We start from the raw sequence: 18894 nt of genomic DNA, 5'->3' as shown, positions 1-18894 counted from the left end.
TTAGACTAGACACTCTAACCAACTGATTATTAGTGAACATTCGTGTTTAATTCGTGTAAATTCGTGGTTAAAAGCTTTTTATAGACCTAAGCTTCCGGAATGGCTCCGCTTGATTCCAACGCCAGCAAGCTTTCCGCCTCCTGCTGGAGGAGAGTGAGTTTGTCGGCGATGTCCGGGGCGCGATTCCGGCACGCCACTTCCAGGCGCAAGGCGGCAATTTCAAGTGCGGAAATGCCACAGTAGAGCGCGCCGCCACGCAGCCTGTGAGCCAGCTCCATCACTTTTTCAAGATCGGTAGCCGAATAGGCTGCCTGCAAGGCATCCAGGCAGGAAGGCAATTCAGCAAGCTGCATTCTCAATGAAGTCAGCCAGCTCTGTCGGCAGCCACCCGCCCGCTCCATGCCAAGCCCGGCATCGATGATCGGCAGATCGGAGTGAGGCGATTCGGGAAAGCCCTCCTCCACATTCCACTCCTCTTTTATTCCGGCACCTTGGGCGCAAACAGGCGTGAGCGGAACCCATTTCTCGATGGTCTTGCGCAGCGCCTCCTCGGCCAGGGGTTTTTCCAGGTAGTCATCCATCCCGGCGGCCAGGTAGCGCTCCCTGTCCCCGCTCAGTGCATTGGCGGTTAGCGCAACGACGGGAGTCGGATTACCCCCCTTCTGCAACATCCGGATGCGCCTCGTCGCCTCGACACCATCCATCGCCGGCATATGCACATCCATCAGGATCAGGTCATACTGCTGCCTGCGACAAGCCTCCACGGCAGCGACGCCATCCGCCGCTTCATCCACGGCAATACCCCACTGGTGCAACAAAATCGTGTTCAATTTGCGGTTGATTTCGTTATCGTCCGCCACCAGTATCCGTAGCTGCGCCGGCAGCGCAGCCGGCGCCTGCTTTTCCTCCTGAACCGTGGAATTTTCCCGCTCCAGGCTCTCGAGCGGTCCTGAAGAGAGCAAAGCCGTATCCCCACCCGCTTCCTTGAGGCACAGCGAAATCGTGAATCTGGATCCTTTGCCCGCCGCGCTCTCGATCGCGATGGTGCCATTCATCATTTCAACCAGACGATGGGAAATTGCCAGCCCCAGCCCGGTACCTCCGTAGCGGCGGGTAATCGAGGCATCCCCCTGGCTGAATGGCTGGAACAGCTGCCCCAGTTGCTCGTCGGTCATGCCGATTCCCGTGTCAGCCACGCAGATTTCGACGTGGGCGGAGCCGTCGCTTCCATCCAGATGCTTCACGGTGACGGTGATTGCGCCGGAGTCGGTAAACTTGATGGCATTACCGAGGAGGTTGGCCAGGATCTGACGGATACGGGACGGATCGCCCATCAGCTTGGCGGGCATGTCTCGATCGATCTCCATGATCAGGCGCAATCCCTTGCTCTGGGCGCTGGGCGTATAGAAGAGGATGCATTGCTCGATCAAATACCCTAGATCGAATACCAGACATTCAATCGACAGTTTGCCCGCCTCGATCTTGGACAAGTCCAGGATGTCGTTGATAATCGCCAGCAAGGTCTGGGAGGAGATTTCGCAAATCTTGAGATAATCCTGCTGGACATTGTCGATGCGGGTTTTACCCATCAAACCGATAAATCCAATCAGGCCATTCAACGGCGTGCGGATTTCATGGCTGACATGGGCGAGGAACTGGCTTTTTGCCTGATTGGCCAATTCCGCGCTGGCTTTGGCTTGCTCGGCCTCTTCCTTGAGCCTTGCCAGATCCCGCGTCCGTTCCTCGATGCGCTCCTGCATGTTGGTGTAGGCCGATTGCAATTCTCCCGCCATATCGTTGAAACCTCGCTCCAGCTCCGCCAGCTCGCCGCCGGAGTCCACCGCAACGCGAGCATCAAGATTGCCACGGGTCATGCGCACGACCGCGTCGAGCAGGCGCGACAGCGGATGGGTGACGTCTCGGCTCATGCGTAGCGCCAGCAACAACGCCCCGAAAAAGCCGAAAAGACCGATGGTTATGCTGATCATGATGAAATGGCTTTTGCGCTGCTGGGTGGCAGCCGTGGACAGTTCCACATAAACCCGCCCGAGCACTTTCTTTTTCTTGCCGTCAGGAGATTCCGCGCGGTCAAACAGGCCATATTCGTCGATATCGTTTGCACTCTGGTAAATCGGCGCTGCAAAAACCAGGGAGTTCTTTCCGGTCGAGTCGACCCGGCCTACGTCGGCAAGCCCGGCTGATTTATAGTCGAACTGGCTGGGTCGGCCACTCACTGCGAGTATCTTGTCGCGGTCATCGGTAATGATGATCGCGTTGACATCTTCTTCCTTCATCACCGCCTGAGTGAGCGCCTGAAGAATTTCTCGGTTGCCGGAAAACGCGCCGTATTCACTGGCCGGCGCTAGCTGGCGGGCGATCAACATGCCCCGCGACCTCAGGGCGCCGTCCATTTCGGTGATACCGCCGATCATCACCAGGATGCTCAGCAGAGAGGCAACGACGACGACTGGGAGCATCGCCAGGAACAGGATCCTGTATTTGATGCTCCAGTGTTTCATGGTTCGCCCTCTGAAGTGCGCTTCAGTTTGCTGTTCAGGCTGGCTTCATCGTCAAGGCCAATACCGAGCGAGCGGGCAACCTGAGCATTGACGCCGACCGAGAAATAGCGAGGTGGCAGGGGCAACGGCAAACGCCGGTCTGCCGCCAGGCGCTGAATTATTTCCGCTGCCTGCTGGCCGATTTGCTCCGGCACGCTGAACACCGCCGCAATCGCACCAGCCTTGACATAGGAAGGTGAAAATCCGAGCAACGGCACTTGATGGCGGTAGGTGGTAAGAAGGATGCTCTGGACAGTATTCCGGTTATAGATAAGCGGATCAGGCACCGCCAGCACCACATCGCTTTCACCCAACAGCCGCTTCAATACCGGCAACAGGTCGGCTTCGCCGTCCACCATTTCGATGATCGCAACAAAGCCGGCAGCCTTGGCCGCCGCACTCAGCGCCGTGGCAAGTTCGGTGGAATTGGGAGGCAGCAGGATGCCGACCTTCGTCCGACCGGGAAGAGCATGGCGAATCAGGGAAAACTGGCGTGCCCACGGCTGATCCAGATAGATCGCGGAGAAATTACGCGGATCGCCCAGGCGCCCGCTCTGCCGGGCAGTTTTCTCGAACGCCGCACGCGGCACCAGCACGCTGAGCACGGGTTGAGGCAGGTTTTTTTTCGCCAACTCCTCCATTGCTCCGGTACCGACCGCCACCAGCAACTGTCCGGGATCGGCACGGAGGGAGTCCCCTTCCTTCAACGGTATCACTTTGACCGGCAGTCTGGCTGTACCGCCGCTTTGGGAAAGGACCGCGCGCAGCTTGTCCGCCACCTGGGTGTAGGCTCCTCCTTCCTCGCTGAGCACCACGGTCACCCCATCCAGCGCTACCGCCGCGCGCGGCAGGCAGAACATGGCCAGGGTAAGGCATAGAGCGGAGAGGATGCGCCAGTAGTGCATCAGGCTCTCAGAGGTCCAGCTTCAGATTGATCCAACAGGCTGGATATTGGAGTAATGCGAAAAAAGAAAGGGGGGCTGCGCAGCCAGGCACTTCCCTTGGTGAGTGGTCGATGCGCCTTGCGCAGGGACGCCATTGCGATTCTTATTATGTGGACGAGCCAACTGATTTTGAGCATAGCCTATAAATTATCAGAAAGTCTCCCCAATTCGTATAGGGGATTCCCTCATACTATGGAGCTATCCATCACAATCAGAGATCGAGCTTCAGATTGAGCCAGGCCGTACGGCCCGGAGGCTCGTTGTCGTGGCGAAATTCGAAGTAATGGGCATCGGCGAGGTTTTGTACCACCAAGGCGAGCTCACCCCTGGTCGTTCCGGCCTGGAAGGCATAAGCCAGGCGGGCATCCCAGCGGCTATATGAATCGACATAATATAATTTATTATCCTGTGGGCCAGTATCTGTCTCTGGAAAATGTACCGCCCCCATCTTGTACCCCATCAGGCTCGTGCTCCAGCGATGGTCGAAGCGGTGGGTGAGCATCATGTTCTGGATGCTGGCGGGCACCGCATCGGTGTAGGTTATCTTGGCCTGGTTAAGACTGGAAACCAGACTGTGAGAAAAACTATAAACCAGCCTGGTGCGAGGCCCGACATTCCATTGCAACTGCGTCTCGAAGCCCTTTACCACAGCTTTGCCGGGATTGAGGTAACCCTGACCTACCGATGTTCCGTTTTCGACGATCAGATCGCTGAATTCATCCCTGAAAACACGGAAATCCACGTTCAAATCGGAAAATTTGCCCAGATAGCCGATTTCGGTGGAATCCACCCGTTCCGGTCGCAATTTTTGTTTGACCACTCCTAGAGCCAGGTAGGGATCGGCGAGGACTTTCTCAAAATTGGTCGGGGTGCGCGTGGCTTTGGAATTGCTGACACGCAGGGTATGGCCGGGCAGGAAATGCCAGTTGGCCGCGACACGAGGAGTGATATCCATTCCGGTAAAGCTGTTTTCCTCCAGCATCGCCCCCAGGTTGAACACCAGATCGGGGTGCGCGCGCCACTCCAGGTTACCGAACAGACGCCCTAGGTGAAACGGCTTCTTGGCAATGCTATTTCCCAAATAGATCGGTGCATATACGTTGTCATAGCGCATACTGCCGCCCCATACTATTCGCGTGCTCTTGCTGAGCGAGAACGTGTGCTGCACTTCCAAATCATGGCGTTGCGCAATGACATCCATGTTGTTGCTAATTGCTTTCACTACTGTCCGGCTAAAACCCCTGCAAAGTCAGTTGGTTACTGATTTGCGGGGGTGTTGATGTGTTACGCATATTGGCAAGTGCCTGTTGTAATGTGATTTTTTCGAAGAGGCTGACCGAAAAAATCTGTAGCAAAGTGTAGAGAGATGCCTCCAGGTTGAGGCGCTTCTTGAGGATGGCGACCAAGACATAAGTCGAGATCGCGATCCACAACTGGGACTTCACTGCATTCTCCGAGGTGCCGAAGAAATGTTTGATGCGCAAATGCTGCTTGATCCATTTGAAGAACAGTTCCACCTGCCAGCGCAGCTTGTAGAGCGCGCAGATCGTGGTGGGCGGAAGGTCGAAGGCATTGGTCAGAAAGACCAGCGTCTTGCCGTCCTCGGGATTCTTGAAGCGAATGCGCCGCAGGTGCTGGGGATAGTCTCGCTTCGTGTAGAAGCCATCCAGGGCGATACTCTGGTCGCACATGATCCCGTTGGGCTTGTCGCAAGCGTGGGAATAGACCCGATGCGCCGCCAGATTCGACTTGGCGCGGGTGACAAAGAAGGCCCCAGCCTGATGCAGCGTATAGAGGCGGGAGAAATCGACATAGCCCCGATCCATGACGTAGAAGGCACCCGGCTCCGGTATCAGCAGATCGAGTGCGTTGACGTCCGCCACCTTGCCGTCGGTGATGTGAATGAAGGCCGGGATGGCGCCGCGCAAATCCAGCAGGGTGTGCAGCTTGACCGCACTCTTGGTGGATCGGAAGCGCGCCCACGGAAACAGCGACAGGCACAGGTCGATGGTCGAGGAATCCAGCGCATAGACCGTGTTGGTCAGTTCCACGCCGAGCGACTCGTCCACATAGAGCGCCCTCGCCTCGGTGATCAGGCGCTGCCCAAGCTCGGCATACACGCGCCAGTCGCGCAACTCGTTGGCGTCCGCCAGCGTCGAGCGTGCCACCGAGGAGCGAATGCCCATATGGTAGAGCCGGTGAGCGTTGGCCGCGAGACAGGTTTCGATGTCGCGCAGACTCTCCCGCCCGGTGAGTTGGGCAAAAGCCATGATGCGCAGTTGATCCGAGCACGGCAGCGTGCGCACCCGCAAGTCCGCCTGATAGCGGCTGACGATGCGATGAAAGGTCTTCCACGGCAGAAAGTCCATGACCTGAGCAAACAGTGTCTTGCCGTCGTACATCGCAACCCCCGGAGTCAAAACCGGAAGTTTGCAGTGAAGTCGGGGACACGTGCAATGTTCTCGAATGGCGCATCAAATATGGCTCACAGCGTTGTGACGTCAAAGTTAACCGGACAGTAGTGAATTGCTTTACCAGTTTTTTTATCGATATAGGCATCAGTCCCATAGCTGCTCTCATAACCATGGTAGTACTGCACCGACAGTTCCCCGCCATCCTCCAGGGCGCGCTGCCAGCGCAACTGTTCGAAATGATTGTCGGCGCGTTTCCAGAATGGGTGAGTCGTCCCGGCATCCCCTTCCTGCCGGTCACCGCCGTTGTAGCCAAACTGAAACTCCAGTTCGTCCGTCGCATTGACCCGATAATCACCACGCAGGGTAAACAGTTGAACTTTCCTGTCGTCGAACTTGTTCTTATCCCACCCATCCTTGGTGGACAGGGCATTCACGATGGTAGGGTCTTCGCCCTTGTCGTTGCGCACGCCCGCCGTGATGCGATAGGTCAGGTCGCCTGCGTCGTTGCGTCCGCCGTAGCGCGCCACGCCTTCTTCTCGGTTGCGGCCGGTGGTGAGAGAAACGAACTTGCCCTGAGTTTCCGAAGGATGGAGAGTAATGATGTTGATCACCCCCATGAAGGAATTGGCGCCATAACTTGCTGCATTGGGGCCGCGAATTACCTCGATGCGTTCGATGTCATCGAGGGCGACAGGAATATCGCCCCACAGCACCCCGCCGAACAGGGGAGAATACACCGAACGTCCATCCACCAGCACCTGCATGGACCGTGCATAGGGATCGGACAGCCCGTGGTAGCTCACCGTGTTGTCCATGGAGTAGGCCCGTGCGGAATGGTAGGACACCACCATGCCCGGCACCAGCCGGAACACCTCTGCCAGATCCCATGCGCCGGATTCCCTGATCATCTGCCGGTCGATCACCGTCACTGCCGCGGGCGCTTCGTCCACCCGCTGGGAAAGACGCGAGACGCTGAGCACGACAGGCATTTCGTCCAGATAGGCGCTTTCCGAAGATGCGCTATTTTCACCCGCCGACGCCATGCCGACAGAGAGCGACAGGGCGCTTCCCAACAAGCCGTGCCCGAATCTAAAGCGAGAAACAAAAAGGGAATTACGCATGTCAGCCTCCCAGGCCACAGTTTTTATTGTTGGCCTAAGTTTTTATTGTTGGATAGGCCAGCTAATTTATTGGAAGTACTGATAAATTACCAGAAAACCCTCACATTCGCATAGGGTTTTCCCTTATTCGACATACCGACTGGAAAGTCGCAAATCTGCGTCTTGAGCCCGCTAATCGAGCCAACGCACCAGATAGAACAGACGAAAACCCTCGGACGAACGCGAGGGGCCGAATACCACAGCGGGCACGAGCCGCTTGGCTGGATCAGCGCCGGTTCGCGCCTCCTCCTCGGAGGCTTTCACCTCCACGCAGTTTTCCGGGAAACGCTTGCGGTTAGGGCTCGGCGCATAAACCAGCGCGTAGCATTCGTGGGCAAGGTCAGTATCGGGATCGATCAGGGAAGATTTCATGGTCGTTGAGTCCAGGGGCTGTTCCGGCAGAAACATCATCAGAATTATTCATTTTACTAGGTTATGCTTGCCCGGTCGCGCGCTTCCCGCCGCATCGCTGGCGTGGTTGTATACTTAAGACTGTTCGTGCGCCCCCAATATATCGCGGAGAAATCATGGCAGACATCGATGCGGCATCCGGCAACCCACGGCCTGCAGAATCGCTCGTAACCCTCACCCATGTGATTTACGCTCTGCACGCGTTCACGGTGGTCACCGGCATCCTGAGCTCGGCATTCATCCTGACCGCGTTCCTCACCGGCTGGCCCTCGATCCTCGCGGTGATCCTCAACTACCTCAAGCGGGATGAGGCGCGCGGCACCTATCTTGAATCCCACTTCCGCTGGCAGATACGCACTTTCTGGTTTGCGCTGCTGTGGGTGGCCATCGCCTGGCTGTTGATTTTCACCCTCTTCGGCATTCCCTTCGCGGCAGCGATCTTCGTCATTGCCGGCCTGTGGGTGCTTTACCGCATCGCGCGGGGCTGGCTGCGCCTTATCGACCGGCAGGAAATGCCAGGTCAGGAGTGAACCATGCGCATCGTGATCGCCCTGGGCGGAAATGCCTTGCTGCGCCGCGGGGAACCCCCGACTACCGCCAACCAGCGCCGCAACGTCAGGATCGCTGCCGGAGCCCTGGCGCCCATCGCCCGCCGGCACGACCTGGTGATTTCCCACGGCAACGGCCCGCAGGTCGGCCTGCTGGCATTGCAGGGCGCGGCCTGCAAACCGGATGAAACCTACCCGCTGGACATCCTCGACGCGGAAACCGAGGGCATGATCGGCTACCTGATTGAGCAGGAACTGGGCAACCTGCTGCCGGATCGCCGCTGCGCCACCCTGCTGACCCAGATCGAGGTCGACCCGAAAGACCCTGCCTTCGGCCATCCCGACAAGCCCATCGGCCCGGTCTACTCTGAAATCGAAGCGCAGAGGCTGGCCAAGGAACGGGGCTGGAGCATGGCGCGCGACGGCGCGCACTTCCGGCGGGTCGTACCCTCGCCCGGACCGCAGCGGATATTCGAACTGAGCGTGATCGAACTGCTGGTGAGCCAGGGCGTGATCGTGATCTGTGCCGGGGGCGGCGGCATTCCTACCGTGCGCCGCGAGGACGGTAGCCTGATCGGCATCGAAGCCGTGATCGACAAGGACCTGGCCAGCGCGCTCCTGGCCCGCGAACTGAAAGCCGACGCCCTCCTGCTGCTGACCGACACCGATGCGGTTTACCAAGGCTGGGGCACACCCGGCGCCCGCGCCATCCGCTGCATCACCTCGCAAGCCCTGCGCGAACTTGATTTTGCACCGGGCTCGATGGGGCCGAAGGTCCGGGCCGCCTGCGAATTCGTCGAGCAGACCGGCGGCATGGCCGGCATCGGGCAGCTCAGTGACGCCCTGGCGATCTTGGACGGCAAGGCCGGCACGGTGATCGCAAGGGATGCCGTATAAGCTGCGCAGCGACAGCGTTCACTCATCATCCCCGATCCGGTTTGCCAGCCCTGTCAGCACTATTGGCGTTGATCCTAGAAACGGCAGTTCACCGCCAAGGACGCAAAGGAACGCAAGGGAAAACAAATGGATAGATGGTTTCTTTTTTCCACCTGCTGGGTGAGCCACCCGTAATCCGTAACATGTTGTTCTACCTAGCGGCCTTTGCGTCCTTTGCGGTTCAATAGCTTTTTTAGGTTGATATAACCTCGTTGGCAAAGGGTGCCGCGACAGTTCGTGACCATGCTTGCACGGTCAACTGTCGCCTTCCCTGGTTTTTTGCATGGACTGCTTCAGGCGGCCGATGGCGCCGGAAACTCCGGCCTTCAGTTCCTTCCACTTTTCGCCGGTGGCGGACTTCAGGTCGGCAAGCTTTTGTTCCGCCGCTTTCAATTCCGGCTCCAGGTTCTGGATCTGCCGGTCAAGCTTGGCCTTAGCCTCCCCGCTAAGCTTCTTCGCCTTCTTTCGAAGTTCCGCCATTTTCTTGTTCAGTTCAGCCATTTCCTTCTGTGCCTTGTCGACGAACTCATCGCGCTCCTGCCTGGCTTTGGTTGTCGCAGCGTCGATGGCCTCCCCGGCCTCTTTCCGCACATCTGTGGAGCCCGTCCCGGGTGGCACGCCCTCTTCCCTTTTTTCTGCTGCGGACACATTTAATGCCAAGCCCAACAACACCGGCAATAGTAAACCTTTCATATCATGATTCCTTTCGCTTGTCGGTCCCGCAGTTGACCGATGATAGCCCCGCAACGGCAACACTCTGCCGCAGTGCCCAGCGGCAGCACTTCCGTGCGGCGCAAAACTTCTGGATTTTTTCTGTATAGGGTAAGCAGCGCTGATGTTCAAGCTGAGCCACAACCTGGCTTGACTTCCTTGCCCCAGAAACTATAAAGAAAATTAAACTCTCAAGGTGGTTTCAGCATTACGGCGATCCGCAACGCTGTCAACGTTTTGTCACAGGAGGATGCAGACCATGAAGACACCGAAAGCGATTGCAATGTCCGGCTTATTGATCCTCGCCGTGATGACCACGTCCTGCGGTACAGTCACAGGCGCTGCGGTGGGTGCTGGAGCAGGGGCCGCCATCGGTGCGGGCACGGGGCACGGCGCCGGCAAGGGTGCGCTGATCGGCACGGGCGTCGGTGCAGCGATTGGCGCCATCTACGATATTTCAAGATAACGGAGGCTTCGATGAAGAACTGGATGCGCTTGATGGCGGGAGTGGCCGGTGGGCTGATGATGTGGAGCGGGGCCGCGCTGAGCCAGGATAAGCCGGCCGACTGCAGCAAGGCCGGCCGGCCGGAAAATATCGAGGGCCAAGTCGTCAAGGTGGACATGGCCCAAGAGAAACTGACCATGCGAGCGACCAATGGGACGGTGCATGAATTTCAGGCCTCGAAGGAAACCCTCCAGGACTACAAGGTCGGGGATAGCATCAAGGCGAAGTTGAGGCCGGACCCGCGCTGCGACAAGTAGCCGACGCACCCGGACTGCGCAGTCGGTGGTCGCCTCGGCCTGATCCCGGCCACACGCCTTAAGACCAACGCAGATTATCCGCGCCTGGCGATTTAAAATCTAAAATCAGGGCAGTTCTTCCGTTTCAGGCTCCGCCTGCTGCGTGGAGTCGACAACCTCATCGCCGTCTTGCCCCGGTTTGAGCGCCGGTTTCTTCGCCTTGCCTTTCTTCGCGGCCACCAGACGCTCTTGCTCCGGCAGGGGGCGGGCCGTATCGATGAGCGGCTTCAGCGTGGGCAGCAGGTGCTTCAGGACTTGCGCCGAGAGCGACGAAGTGAACTCATAGTCGTCGGCGTCAGCACCGGGCACGAAGGCGGTGAGCGTGCCGAAGAAGCGGTCCCCGATGAAGAACACGAACGTGGCGGAGCGGTTCACCGCGCGGGATTCCTTGATCGCACCCGCAGAAGAAAAGGTGACGTAGCGATGGTCGCCGGTCCCGGTCTTGCCGCCGAGCGGGATCTGCGTGCCGTCTTCTCTCACAATGGCATGAGCAAGCCGCGAGGCCGTGCCCCCCTCCACTACATCGATCAGCACGCTGCGCACCGCGGCGGCCAGTTCAGGTGCGAACAGCCGCTCGCCTTTGGTGGGGGCGCGCTCGACAACGGTTTCAAAAGGCGTGCCTGTGCCGAAGCGCAGGCGCTCGATCAGCACCGTGGGAACCCGTACTCCATCGTTGAGTATGATGCCCATGAGTTCGGCAAGCGCGGCAGGACGGTCACCGGAACTGCCGATGGCCGTGGCCAGCGACGGCACCAGTGAGTCAAACGGGTAGCCGAGCCGCTTCCATCTGCGGTGAATTTCGAGGAAGGCCTCCACTTCGAGCAGGCTGCGGATGCGGATGTCCTGCGCATTCCTGTGCACGGTCTTGAGCAGCCAGTCGTAGACGGCAATGCGTTCGGTGGCGCTGGCCTCGATCATATCCTTGTACCGTGCACCGGGATGAGTGGCCAGGTAATGCACGAGCCATAGCTCCAGCGGATGGACGTGTGCAAGGTATCCCTGGTCGGCCAGCGAGTATTTTCCTGGGCCGTAGCCGTCATACATGGCGCGGAGGGTGTGCCCGTCCGAACCTCTGAATCCGGGCAGGCGAGATTCCATGAATTCGGCAAACTGGTCCGGGGTGGCCTGCGGATTGAGGTAGCGGTGGGCGGCCGCGAGCCGTCGCGGGGTGGGCCGAATGCCGGAAAAGAAAATATCGTCAATCTCCAGTGCCGATTTGTCTTTGTATTTATGGTAGAAGCGGATAAGGAACTCCTTGCTTTCCTTATCCGCGAAACGCTTCAGGTATTCCTCGCGCTGCGGATCGTCCATGTCCTTGAGGATATTCGCCCCGGGGGTCTGGAACATGGTGTAGCGCACGATATCCCGCATCAGGCGGATGTAAACCAGGTTGACGGAAAAGCGGGTGGCCTGGCGCACGCTTATGATCCTGCCATCGTCCTCGTGCTTGAAGTTGTGGAAGACGTGTACGCCGCCGCCGGTAAAGAACTGCTCGTGCGGGCTGGCGGAATACTTGCGCTCCAGGGCGGCATCGAGCATGGCTGAGAGGCTTTTGTCGCCGCCTTGCAGCAGATAGCCGATCGCCCAGCGGGTAAGGTTGTCGCTGGGTTCGACTTTCGCTTGCCGCAACGCTTTCGGCGGCAATGACGCATATTGGCTGTGCAGCTTTTCGACGATTTCGAGGTAGGTCACCAGCGTTCTCAGCTTGGCGGTGGAACCCAGGTCGAGCTTGGTGCCCTGGTTGATGTCGAACGGCTGGTCGAAGTTGTCGGCCAGAATCCTAAGCTTGGCGCCCTGGGGCGTAAGTTCGTGGAGCGTAAAACTGTAAATGATCTTGCCCGGATCGGCCTTGCCCAGCATATGGTCGCCGTAGAGCCCTGCGGTGCGCGCGTATGCTCGTTTCCTGAGATCGCGCAAACTATCTGTTATCTTCTTCTGCAGCTCCCCGTTGAGCGTGCTTTGCACGGAGAGGTCCAGGCGGTCCAGTTCATACAGGCGGGGCAACCCCAAGAGGGAAGCCATGTGTACGCGCACGGCACTGGCTGCCTTGCGGGACAGGAAATCCCCGGTTTCTTCAGGAACCGCTGAGGAAAGAAACTGGAGCGGCACCTTCAGGGCGGCGTCCCTGACAGTGGGCGGAATCACGCCGGCCTGCGCCAGCACCCTCAGATGGCTGTTGGTCAACTCCTCAAGGGCCGTGCGCTCTTTCGTCAGGTAAGCCGATGGCCGGCGCTGGGCGATCATTAGACTCAATACGTGCTTGTAGACACTTGCGAATTCGCCGAGGTCAGCTCCGCTCGACGGCAAGGACCGCAACGTCCGGTTGACGTAATCAAAGTTCCACCCGTACCAGGCCCACAGCCCGTCACCGATGCCGTTCACTTCCCCGAATCCGGCAACCGCGGCGAGCGGAACCGTGTTGAGGTAGTTCACCACGATACGCTGACGCGCAGGCAGCGTATCCCTCCCATCCAGGTAGGCGCGCACGGAAGCGGATGCGATCTGCTGCAGCTTGTCGCCGGCAGTGAGGGTCAAGCCATTGGGAGAGTGTCGGTACTTCTCGATTTGCGTGGCCAGCGTGCTGCCTCCCGGCACGTCATGTTCCGGACGGAAGAGCTGGATCGCCTTGTCCTGCACGGCCTTCCCGAGCCGGGTCCACTCCACGGCCGGATTCTTCCTGGTATGGCGGGGATCCAGCAGATCGCGGTTCTCGATATAGAGCAGGCTATTCGCAACTATCGGCGGAACCGCCGCGAAATTCTCATAGACGCGTCCCGGGGAAAGCGCCTTGAAAAATGGCCGTCCGCTGGAATCCGTGACGAGCAGGCCGGCCTGGGCCTTCTCCCGGTAAGGGACGAACAAGCCCAACTCGATCAACTCCTGCATGCGCGGTGACAGCCGTGCCTGGGCGCTAACCTGGAAACCCTGGCCTGCAAGACGCGGAAGCATCGCCGACAACCGGCTGTAACCCAGGCGCTCGTCGTAAGGCCCGGCCTGGGAAATGGACAGATCCGGATTAGGCCCGCTCTTCACTGTCCAGCGAAGATCCTTGGCAAGCCGCGACAGGTAATCCGCCTGGAATGCCGAGGATTCGGTCTCCCTGAAAAAAAGGATGCCCAGTATGACGAGGGCGAGAATAGCCAAGATCAGGACGGCTATGGAAACCAGCCTGAACGTACGCTTGATCACAGAGCTGATGGAATTATTTTTTTCCACGAATTAGTTATTGGAGTTATTGGGTGGAATGGACATGATTCGCCGCAAATTGTACATCATGCATAATTTATAGCACCCGCCATGAAGAAACCCGGCATTTTACGGCGCACGCAGGAAATTGACGGAACCCTCCTGGCAGGTCAATGCACCTTTGGCACGATCTGCACTTCCAGTTCCGTCGCCACTTTATCCTTCACGTTCAGCGTCACATCGTAGGTCTTGTGCGGTATGCCATAAGCCCCATACTCGGCGTACTCGTTAACGGTTTTGAAGCCTTCTACCCCCTTCCTGATGACGCAGGTATCCTCAAGGCAGACGTGCCAGCGTGCATCCTCGGCGACCTTGTAAGTGGCAAACATCTTTTCGGGGGGCGCCCCTTCCAGCTGAACGGTCACCGAGTTGTCGACGGAACTCAGTTCGACAAGCTTTCCATTCAGCTTCTCCGCCTGCGCGGCAGCCGAAAAAATCGGCATCCCCGTGATCACGGCCCCTAACAGGGCCATCTTCATCCAATTGGATCTCATGGCTTACTCCTCGTTGGTTGTTCCGGGCTTCCGGAAATCTTCAGCTTCATGGAATTGATAATAAAAACGTCCCGCCGTGAGGCCTGTTCTTCTAATCTATAGTTAGCAACCAAAATGGTGGGTGTCAAGGGTGGCCCTTTGCCATCGATGCCATAGAGGAAACCAGCGGCACGCTTCCGATGTCTCATTGCTGTCGCAATCTTTCAGAGCGGACGAGGTCCGGGATCATGAACATCTCACGCGCGTTGCTGCTTGTCTGGACATTAGCGATCGGCTGGCCGGCGGCTTGGTGCCAGGATGCGCAGACAGAAATCCAGCGTCATTTGCTCGAACGCCAGCAGCGGCAGCAGGAATTTCAGCTCAAACAACAGCAGTTCATGGACAGCCTGAACCCCCGCATCACGCCGGAGCAAAAACGGCAAATGGAATCACTCTACCTGGAGCAGCGCCAACGCCAGCAAGAACTGCATCAGCGGCAAATCCAGCAGTTCGAACAAGGGCAGCAAACCGTCAAGCCCGAGTCGCCGGATCAGCAACGCTTGCAGCTCGAGATTCAAAATCAGCGCTTCCAGCGCGAGCAGGAGCAGCAGTCACAGCGATTCAAACGGGAACGGCAAAAACGTCCGCAGTAAAACAAAAGGGGGAAATGGACAGGGTGCGCATAACTCACCCTGGATCGGCTTATTGCACTACGGAAACGTCTGATTTGCCGTTTTTCTTTTTGAGGGCATAACTGAAACGGGGCGGATTCACAACGAAAGAAATCAGCAGGAACACGAAGGCCAGCGCGGCCCAGCCGAAGAGTCCCTGGAGAATGACAGCAGTCTGGCCGTCAGAATCCAGCGCGGCATAGTGCTGCCCCTGCAAACCGATAAACAGCATGAGCCTGCCCGGGTCGAACCCAAAGCTCCCAAACGCCAGCCAGAACGAGGCAGCCACAGGACAAAGGAAAATTGCCACAAACATGCGCCACAGGTAATCGGATACGTCTTTCATGCTCCCGTTCTCCTTTATGTGAAGCAACCGTTTTCTGTTTTCTTATTTTCCCGGACCAACCCGAATTTATTTATACGCGGCGAATCTCCGATCCAGCGATCTAAAAATTCCTACAATCTGAAGAATACCAATATCATTCTTAAATGCAAGTGCTTCTATTATTTAGATATTCAGACCAACAAGTCGTCATATGCAATTTGAGCGCGCCAATCGAGCGAGGGCACCAGATAGACTTCCGGCCTGCCTCCCAGAAGCATACCCACAGCATTCCGGATGCACCGACTGGGGGGGGTCGCATGCACCGGACGCTGGGCCGCATTGCGCTATTTTCCGATATCCAGGAAGGGCTTGGTGGAAAAATAGAGTAAGGCAGCAATGGCCGCCAAATAGACGACGAAGCGCAGCGGATTTTCCCTGATCACATCCCCTAGCGTTCGATGCCTTCCCGTCCGTCCGAGTTGCGCATATTCCTCCCTGACCCGGTTCAGCCGCTCTTTCTGGTAATTGCCGATGAGCGCTTTGGCTTTCTCCAGTTGATTCTCATCGTGCAGCCATATGCAAGGCACCGATATGCCCCAGTTTCCCGCGGGAGTCTCGTAGAAGTCGATCGCGTTGCTGCGCAATAATTCACGGACTTCTTCGGCCTCGTCATCGGGCACGTTATGCAGGGAGAACAATTTGACGGGCATGATCGTTCCTTTTTCAGTCCAGGTTTTATTGGGCGCCAGGCCGGATTATCGCCACCCGCTCAGCACGGCCTTGATCGCCTCGTCTGATACCGGCGTCGGCAGTACCGCATCAATACGCATGCGCTCGCGCACCCTGACCAGCGCAGGCTCATCCTGCGGCTCATAAAGCACCAGTATCCGGGTTTCCTTGAGCGGCTGCGCCGCCGCAAGCAGCGATTCGAGATTGCTCAAACGATCGCGAAAATCCGACTGGAAATAAAAATCCGCCACAATCACGTCGGGCTTCAGCTTGCGCACCAGCGAGACGGCCTTGCGTATCCGCCACTCGGGTGTCACGTCAAAACCGAGCTGCTTGTAGAGCTCGGGCAATCTGCCGTGGGAGATGAATTCGATCACGGCGAGGAGGGTTTTGGGTTGGGGGATTCTGTTTTCCATTATTTTGTGGCTTTGTAGTTTTGTAGGGTGCGCCATGCGCACCGTTTGTTTAGGTGCCGGGGGCAGCCCGGCGGGCTGGTTGCTTTCTTTAAACGGCTAAAGAAAGTAACCAAAGAAAGCCGCCCCTATCCACCGCCCCTTCGGGGTTCCCTGCGCTGCTCGCCGAACCGGGCGGCTGCGGAACTCGCGCTTTGCGCTCAGACAGTCCTCGCCGAAATCCCCCGGCCCGGCTATGCTGCTCGACGGTGGACCAAGGGGACCAAACAGCAAAACCGAACCTCCCCACCCAGCCCTCCCCAACGGGAGGGCACCTAAAAAACGGGCTACGCCCACAAAACCCAAATCCCCTTCTGCACCGCCTCGGTTTTCCTAAGAATCCGGGGGCCGTCGGCGAGGACTGTCTGAGCGCAAAGCGCGAGTTCCGCAGCCGCCCGGATTTTTAGGAAAACCGAGGGAAGCCCGAAGGGCCGGCGCGGCAGGGTGCCTTTTTGTTTGGTTACTTGTATTTTGGGCAAGCAAAATAAAGTAACCTGCTGCCGGGCAGCCCCCGGCATCTAAACATTTGTGCGCATAGCGCACTCCCAAAACATCCGGCGCAATGCGCTTCGCTTATTGACGCCCTACTGGGATTGCGCCTTACACGTATTATTTAGTTTGGGTTATTCTTGAATCAATTCCAGCTCCTTCAACCGAATTGCCATCGTTTTAACGGAAACGCGGAATTGCTTCGCAAGGGAGTTGAAATGTCTACCGCCATAGGATTTGGCGGCGGCGAGCGACAAAGCGCAATCGAGAGATCCAACATCGGCTCTCAATAGGGAATCTGGATCGTGTGGACATAGCCAAAATGCGGCATTGTCGTCAAGAACAAATGGAGCATTAACTAAAAAAGTGGTCTCCAAAGCCATTTTTACGAGCTTACGGGGCATAAGGAAACATGCGGCAAAGTAATCAGCTTCTTTTTCTTGAGGCATACGGCTTAAGGTCTCACCAAGCCCTTTGATCGGCAAGTCCCGATGCATTACTTGACCAGGATGAAGTAACCAATGGCCAATTTCATGCGCCCCGGTGAAGCGCACGATCTCGTCGGGAAATTGATCTGAGACCGCAATCTTGCGCGCTTGCCTGTCAAGTAGGCCGGCTATCAGAACACGCTTTCCTTGCTTTGCGAGTGGCGTTAGTTCTTCCCAATGTTCATACTGAATACCAAGCACATGTGCAGCGATTTCTGGATCGAGCATTCCCAACGGGCTTGGTACTTGATCGGGCCAGATCGCTGTACGTTGTTCCCAAATTCGCCGTTGTAGGCTCAGAGCTATGTTTTCAATTTCTAACTTGTCCATGTCACCACTCCGCGAAAAATCGTGCTTAATCCCAGCTCAACGCCCCCCCAGATTGATACTCCGTCACCCTAGTCTCAAAGAAGTTCTTCTCCTTCTTGAGATCCATCATCTCGCTCATCCACGGGAACGGGTTGCTCGCCCCCGGATAAAGCTGATCCAGCCCGATCTGCTGGCAACGGCGGTTGGCGATGAAGCGCAGGTATTCCTTGAACATCGAGGCATTCATGCCAAGCACGCCGCGCGGCATGGTGTCTTCGGCGTAGGCGTATTCCAACTCCACCGCCTTCTTGATCAGGCCGGCGATCTCGACGCGAAATTCCGGCGTCCACAGGTGCGGGTTTTCCATCTTGATCTGGTTGATCAGGTCGACACCGAAGTTGAGGTGCATGGACTCGTCGCGCAAGATGTACTGGTACTGCTCGGCGGCACCCACCATCTTGTTCATCCGGCCCAGGGCGAGGATCTGCACGAAACCGACATAAAAGAAGATGCCTTCCATGATGCAGGCAAAGACGATGATCGAGCGCAGCAGCTTCTGGTCGTCTTCCGGCGTGCCGGTCTTGAAGTTCGGGTTGCACAGGGTGTCGATGAACGGGATCAGGAATTCGTCCTTGTCGCGGATCGAGGGAATCTCGTGGTACATGTTGAAGATTTCGCCCTCGTCCAGGCCCAGGCTTTCGACGATGTACTGGTAGGCGTGGGTGTGGATGGCCTCTTCGAACGCCTGGCGCAGCAGGTATTGGCGGCATTCCGGCGCGGTGATGTGGCGGTAGGTGCCGAGCACGATGTTGTTGGCGGCGAGGCTGTCGGCGGTAACGAAGAAACCGAGGTTGCGCAGGACGATGCGGCGCTCGTCCTCGGTCAGGCCGTTGGGATCTTTCCACAGCGCGATGTCGCGGTTCATGTTCACTTCCTGCGGCATCCAGTGGTTGGCGCAGGCGTTCAGGTATTTTTCCCAGGCCCACTTGTACTTGAACGGCACCAGCTGGTTGACGTCGGCGCCGCCATTGATGATGCGCTTGTCCTCGGCGCGAATGCGGCGGGTGTCGCGGATGCCGGTAAGGGCAGCGGAAACGGGCTCGTCGACAAGGGGTAGCTCTGCTTGTGGCGTAGTGGGTGGCATAGGCATGGCGGCTCTGGTGGGGGTGGTGTCTTCAAAACTTAGCATATTATTGTCTCCTTATTTTTTCGTTTCACCGCAGAGGCGC

19 protein-coding genes are annotated in these 18894 nt (G+C 57.6%); 5 read left to right on the top strand and 14 right to left on the bottom strand.

Annotated features, from left to right (window positions below; genetic code table 11):
- Positions 1-86: 86 nt before the first annotated feature.
- The 6 genes from VMV64_RS08375 to VMV64_RS08350 form a co-directional block, all read right to left on the bottom strand.
- Complete coding sequence (locus tag VMV64_RS08375; protein ID WP_325329501.1) at positions 87-2519, bottom strand: ATP-binding protein; 2433 nt, start codon at positions 2517-2519, stop codon at positions 87-89.
- On the bottom strand, positions 2516-3463 hold the full coding sequence (locus VMV64_RS08370; RefSeq protein ID WP_325329500.1) for an ABC transporter substrate-binding protein: 948 nt from the start codon (positions 3461-3463) through the stop codon (positions 2516-2518). Before VMV64_RS08370 ends, VMV64_RS08375 begins: the two co-directional genes overlap by 4 nt.
- A 250-nt stretch (positions 3464-3713) precedes the next feature.
- Positions 3714-4724, bottom strand: coding sequence for a TonB-dependent receptor (locus VMV64_RS08365; RefSeq protein WP_325329499.1), 1011 nt, complete (start codon positions 4722-4724; stop codon positions 3714-3716).
- 10 nt (positions 4725-4734) lie between these two features.
- Positions 4735-5904, bottom strand: a complete 1170-nt coding sequence (locus VMV64_RS08360) for an IS4 family transposase (RefSeq protein ID WP_325329498.1) — start codon at positions 5902-5904, stop codon at positions 4735-4737.
- A gap of 83 nt (positions 5905-5987) precedes the next feature.
- A complete protein-coding gene (locus VMV64_RS08355) occupies positions 5988-7037 on the bottom strand; it encodes a TonB-dependent receptor plug domain-containing protein (protein ID WP_325329497.1) in 1050 nt (349 codons plus the stop codon).
- 171 nt (positions 7038-7208) lie between these two features.
- A complete protein-coding gene (locus tag VMV64_RS08350; protein ID WP_325329496.1) occupies positions 7209-7487 on the bottom strand; it encodes a hypothetical protein in 279 nt (92 codons plus the stop codon).
- Between the two features lie 116 nt (positions 7488-7603).
- Here VMV64_RS08350 and VMV64_RS08345 point away from each other — a divergent pair, with 116 nt between their 5' ends.
- Both VMV64_RS08345 and arcC read left to right on the top strand, forming a co-directional pair.
- A complete protein-coding gene (locus VMV64_RS08345; RefSeq protein WP_325329495.1) occupies positions 7604-8017 on the top strand; it encodes a hypothetical protein in 414 nt (137 codons plus the stop codon).
- Between the two features lie 3 nt (positions 8018-8020).
- Positions 8021-8932 (top strand): carbamate kinase, encoded by a 912-nt coding sequence (gene arcC / locus VMV64_RS08340; RefSeq protein ID WP_325329494.1) that lies wholly within the window; start codon positions 8021-8023, stop codon positions 8930-8932.
- 294 nt (positions 8933-9226) lie between these two features.
- On the opposite strand, the gene VMV64_RS08335 is transcribed toward arcC, so the two are convergent.
- On the bottom strand, positions 9227-9664 hold the full coding sequence (locus VMV64_RS08335) for a hypothetical protein (protein WP_325329493.1): 438 nt from the start codon (positions 9662-9664) through the stop codon (positions 9227-9229).
- Positions 9665-9941: 277 nt separating this feature from the next.
- On the opposite strand from VMV64_RS08335, the gene VMV64_RS08330 reads away from it, so the two are divergent.
- Both VMV64_RS08330 and VMV64_RS08325 read left to right on the top strand, forming a co-directional pair.
- Entirely contained in the window at positions 9942-10148 is a 207-nt protein-coding gene (locus VMV64_RS08330; RefSeq protein WP_325329492.1) for a YMGG-like glycine zipper-containing protein, read from the top strand.
- A gap of 11 nt (positions 10149-10159) precedes the next feature.
- The gene (locus VMV64_RS08325; RefSeq protein WP_325329491.1) at positions 10160-10444 is read left to right on the top strand and encodes a hypothetical protein; all 285 of its coding nucleotides are present in this window, start codon (positions 10160-10162) and stop codon (positions 10442-10444) included.
- Between the two features lie 105 nt (positions 10445-10549).
- On the opposite strand, the gene VMV64_RS08320 is transcribed toward VMV64_RS08325, so the two are convergent.
- On the bottom strand, positions 10550-13699 hold the full coding sequence (locus VMV64_RS08320; protein ID WP_325329490.1) for a transglycosylase domain-containing protein: 3150 nt from the start codon (positions 13697-13699) through the stop codon (positions 10550-10552).
- A 140-nt stretch (positions 13700-13839) separates the two neighbouring features.
- Positions 13840-14223 (bottom strand): hypothetical protein, encoded by a 384-nt coding sequence (locus tag VMV64_RS08315; protein ID WP_325329489.1) that lies wholly within the window; start codon positions 14221-14223, stop codon positions 13840-13842.
- A 227-nt stretch (positions 14224-14450) separates the two neighbouring features.
- Between VMV64_RS08315 and VMV64_RS08310 the strand changes: the two genes are divergently transcribed.
- Positions 14451-14855, top strand: coding sequence for a hypothetical protein (locus VMV64_RS08310; protein WP_325329488.1), 405 nt, complete (start codon positions 14451-14453; stop codon positions 14853-14855).
- Positions 14856-14904: 49 nt separating this feature from the next.
- Here VMV64_RS08310 and VMV64_RS08305 read toward each other — a convergent pair whose 3' ends face one another.
- The 5 genes from VMV64_RS08305 to VMV64_RS08285 all read right to left on the bottom strand — a co-directional run bounded on the left by VMV64_RS08305 (position 14905) and on the right by VMV64_RS08285 (position 18854).
- Entirely contained in the window at positions 14905-15219 is a 315-nt protein-coding gene (locus VMV64_RS08305; protein WP_325329487.1) for a hypothetical protein, read from the bottom strand.
- Between the two features lie 323 nt (positions 15220-15542).
- Positions 15543-15908, bottom strand: coding sequence for a DUF6164 family protein (locus VMV64_RS08300; protein ID WP_325329486.1), 366 nt, complete (start codon positions 15906-15908; stop codon positions 15543-15545).
- 45 nt (positions 15909-15953) lie between these two features.
- Complete coding sequence (locus VMV64_RS08295; protein ID WP_325329485.1) at positions 15954-16343, bottom strand: hypothetical protein; 390 nt, start codon at positions 16341-16343, stop codon at positions 15954-15956.
- A 659-nt stretch (positions 16344-17002) separates the two neighbouring features.
- Positions 17003-17686 (bottom strand): ImmA/IrrE family metallo-endopeptidase, encoded by a 684-nt coding sequence (locus VMV64_RS08290; protein WP_325329484.1) that lies wholly within the window; start codon positions 17684-17686, stop codon positions 17003-17005.
- 25 nt (positions 17687-17711) lie between these two features.
- Positions 17712-18854: a ribonucleotide-diphosphate reductase subunit beta gene (locus VMV64_RS08285; RefSeq protein ID WP_325329483.1), complete on the bottom strand. Its 1143-nt coding sequence runs from the start codon at positions 18852-18854 to the stop codon at positions 17712-17714.
- Between the last annotated feature and the right edge of the window lie 40 nt (positions 18855-18894).

The organism is Sulfuricella sp. (assembly GCF_035531155.1).
Lineage (GTDB): Bacteria > Pseudomonadota > Gammaproteobacteria > Burkholderiales > Sulfuricellaceae > Sulfuricella.
Note: the sequence above shows the minus strand (reverse complement) of the source record. Positions and strands in the feature narration are given on the sequence as shown.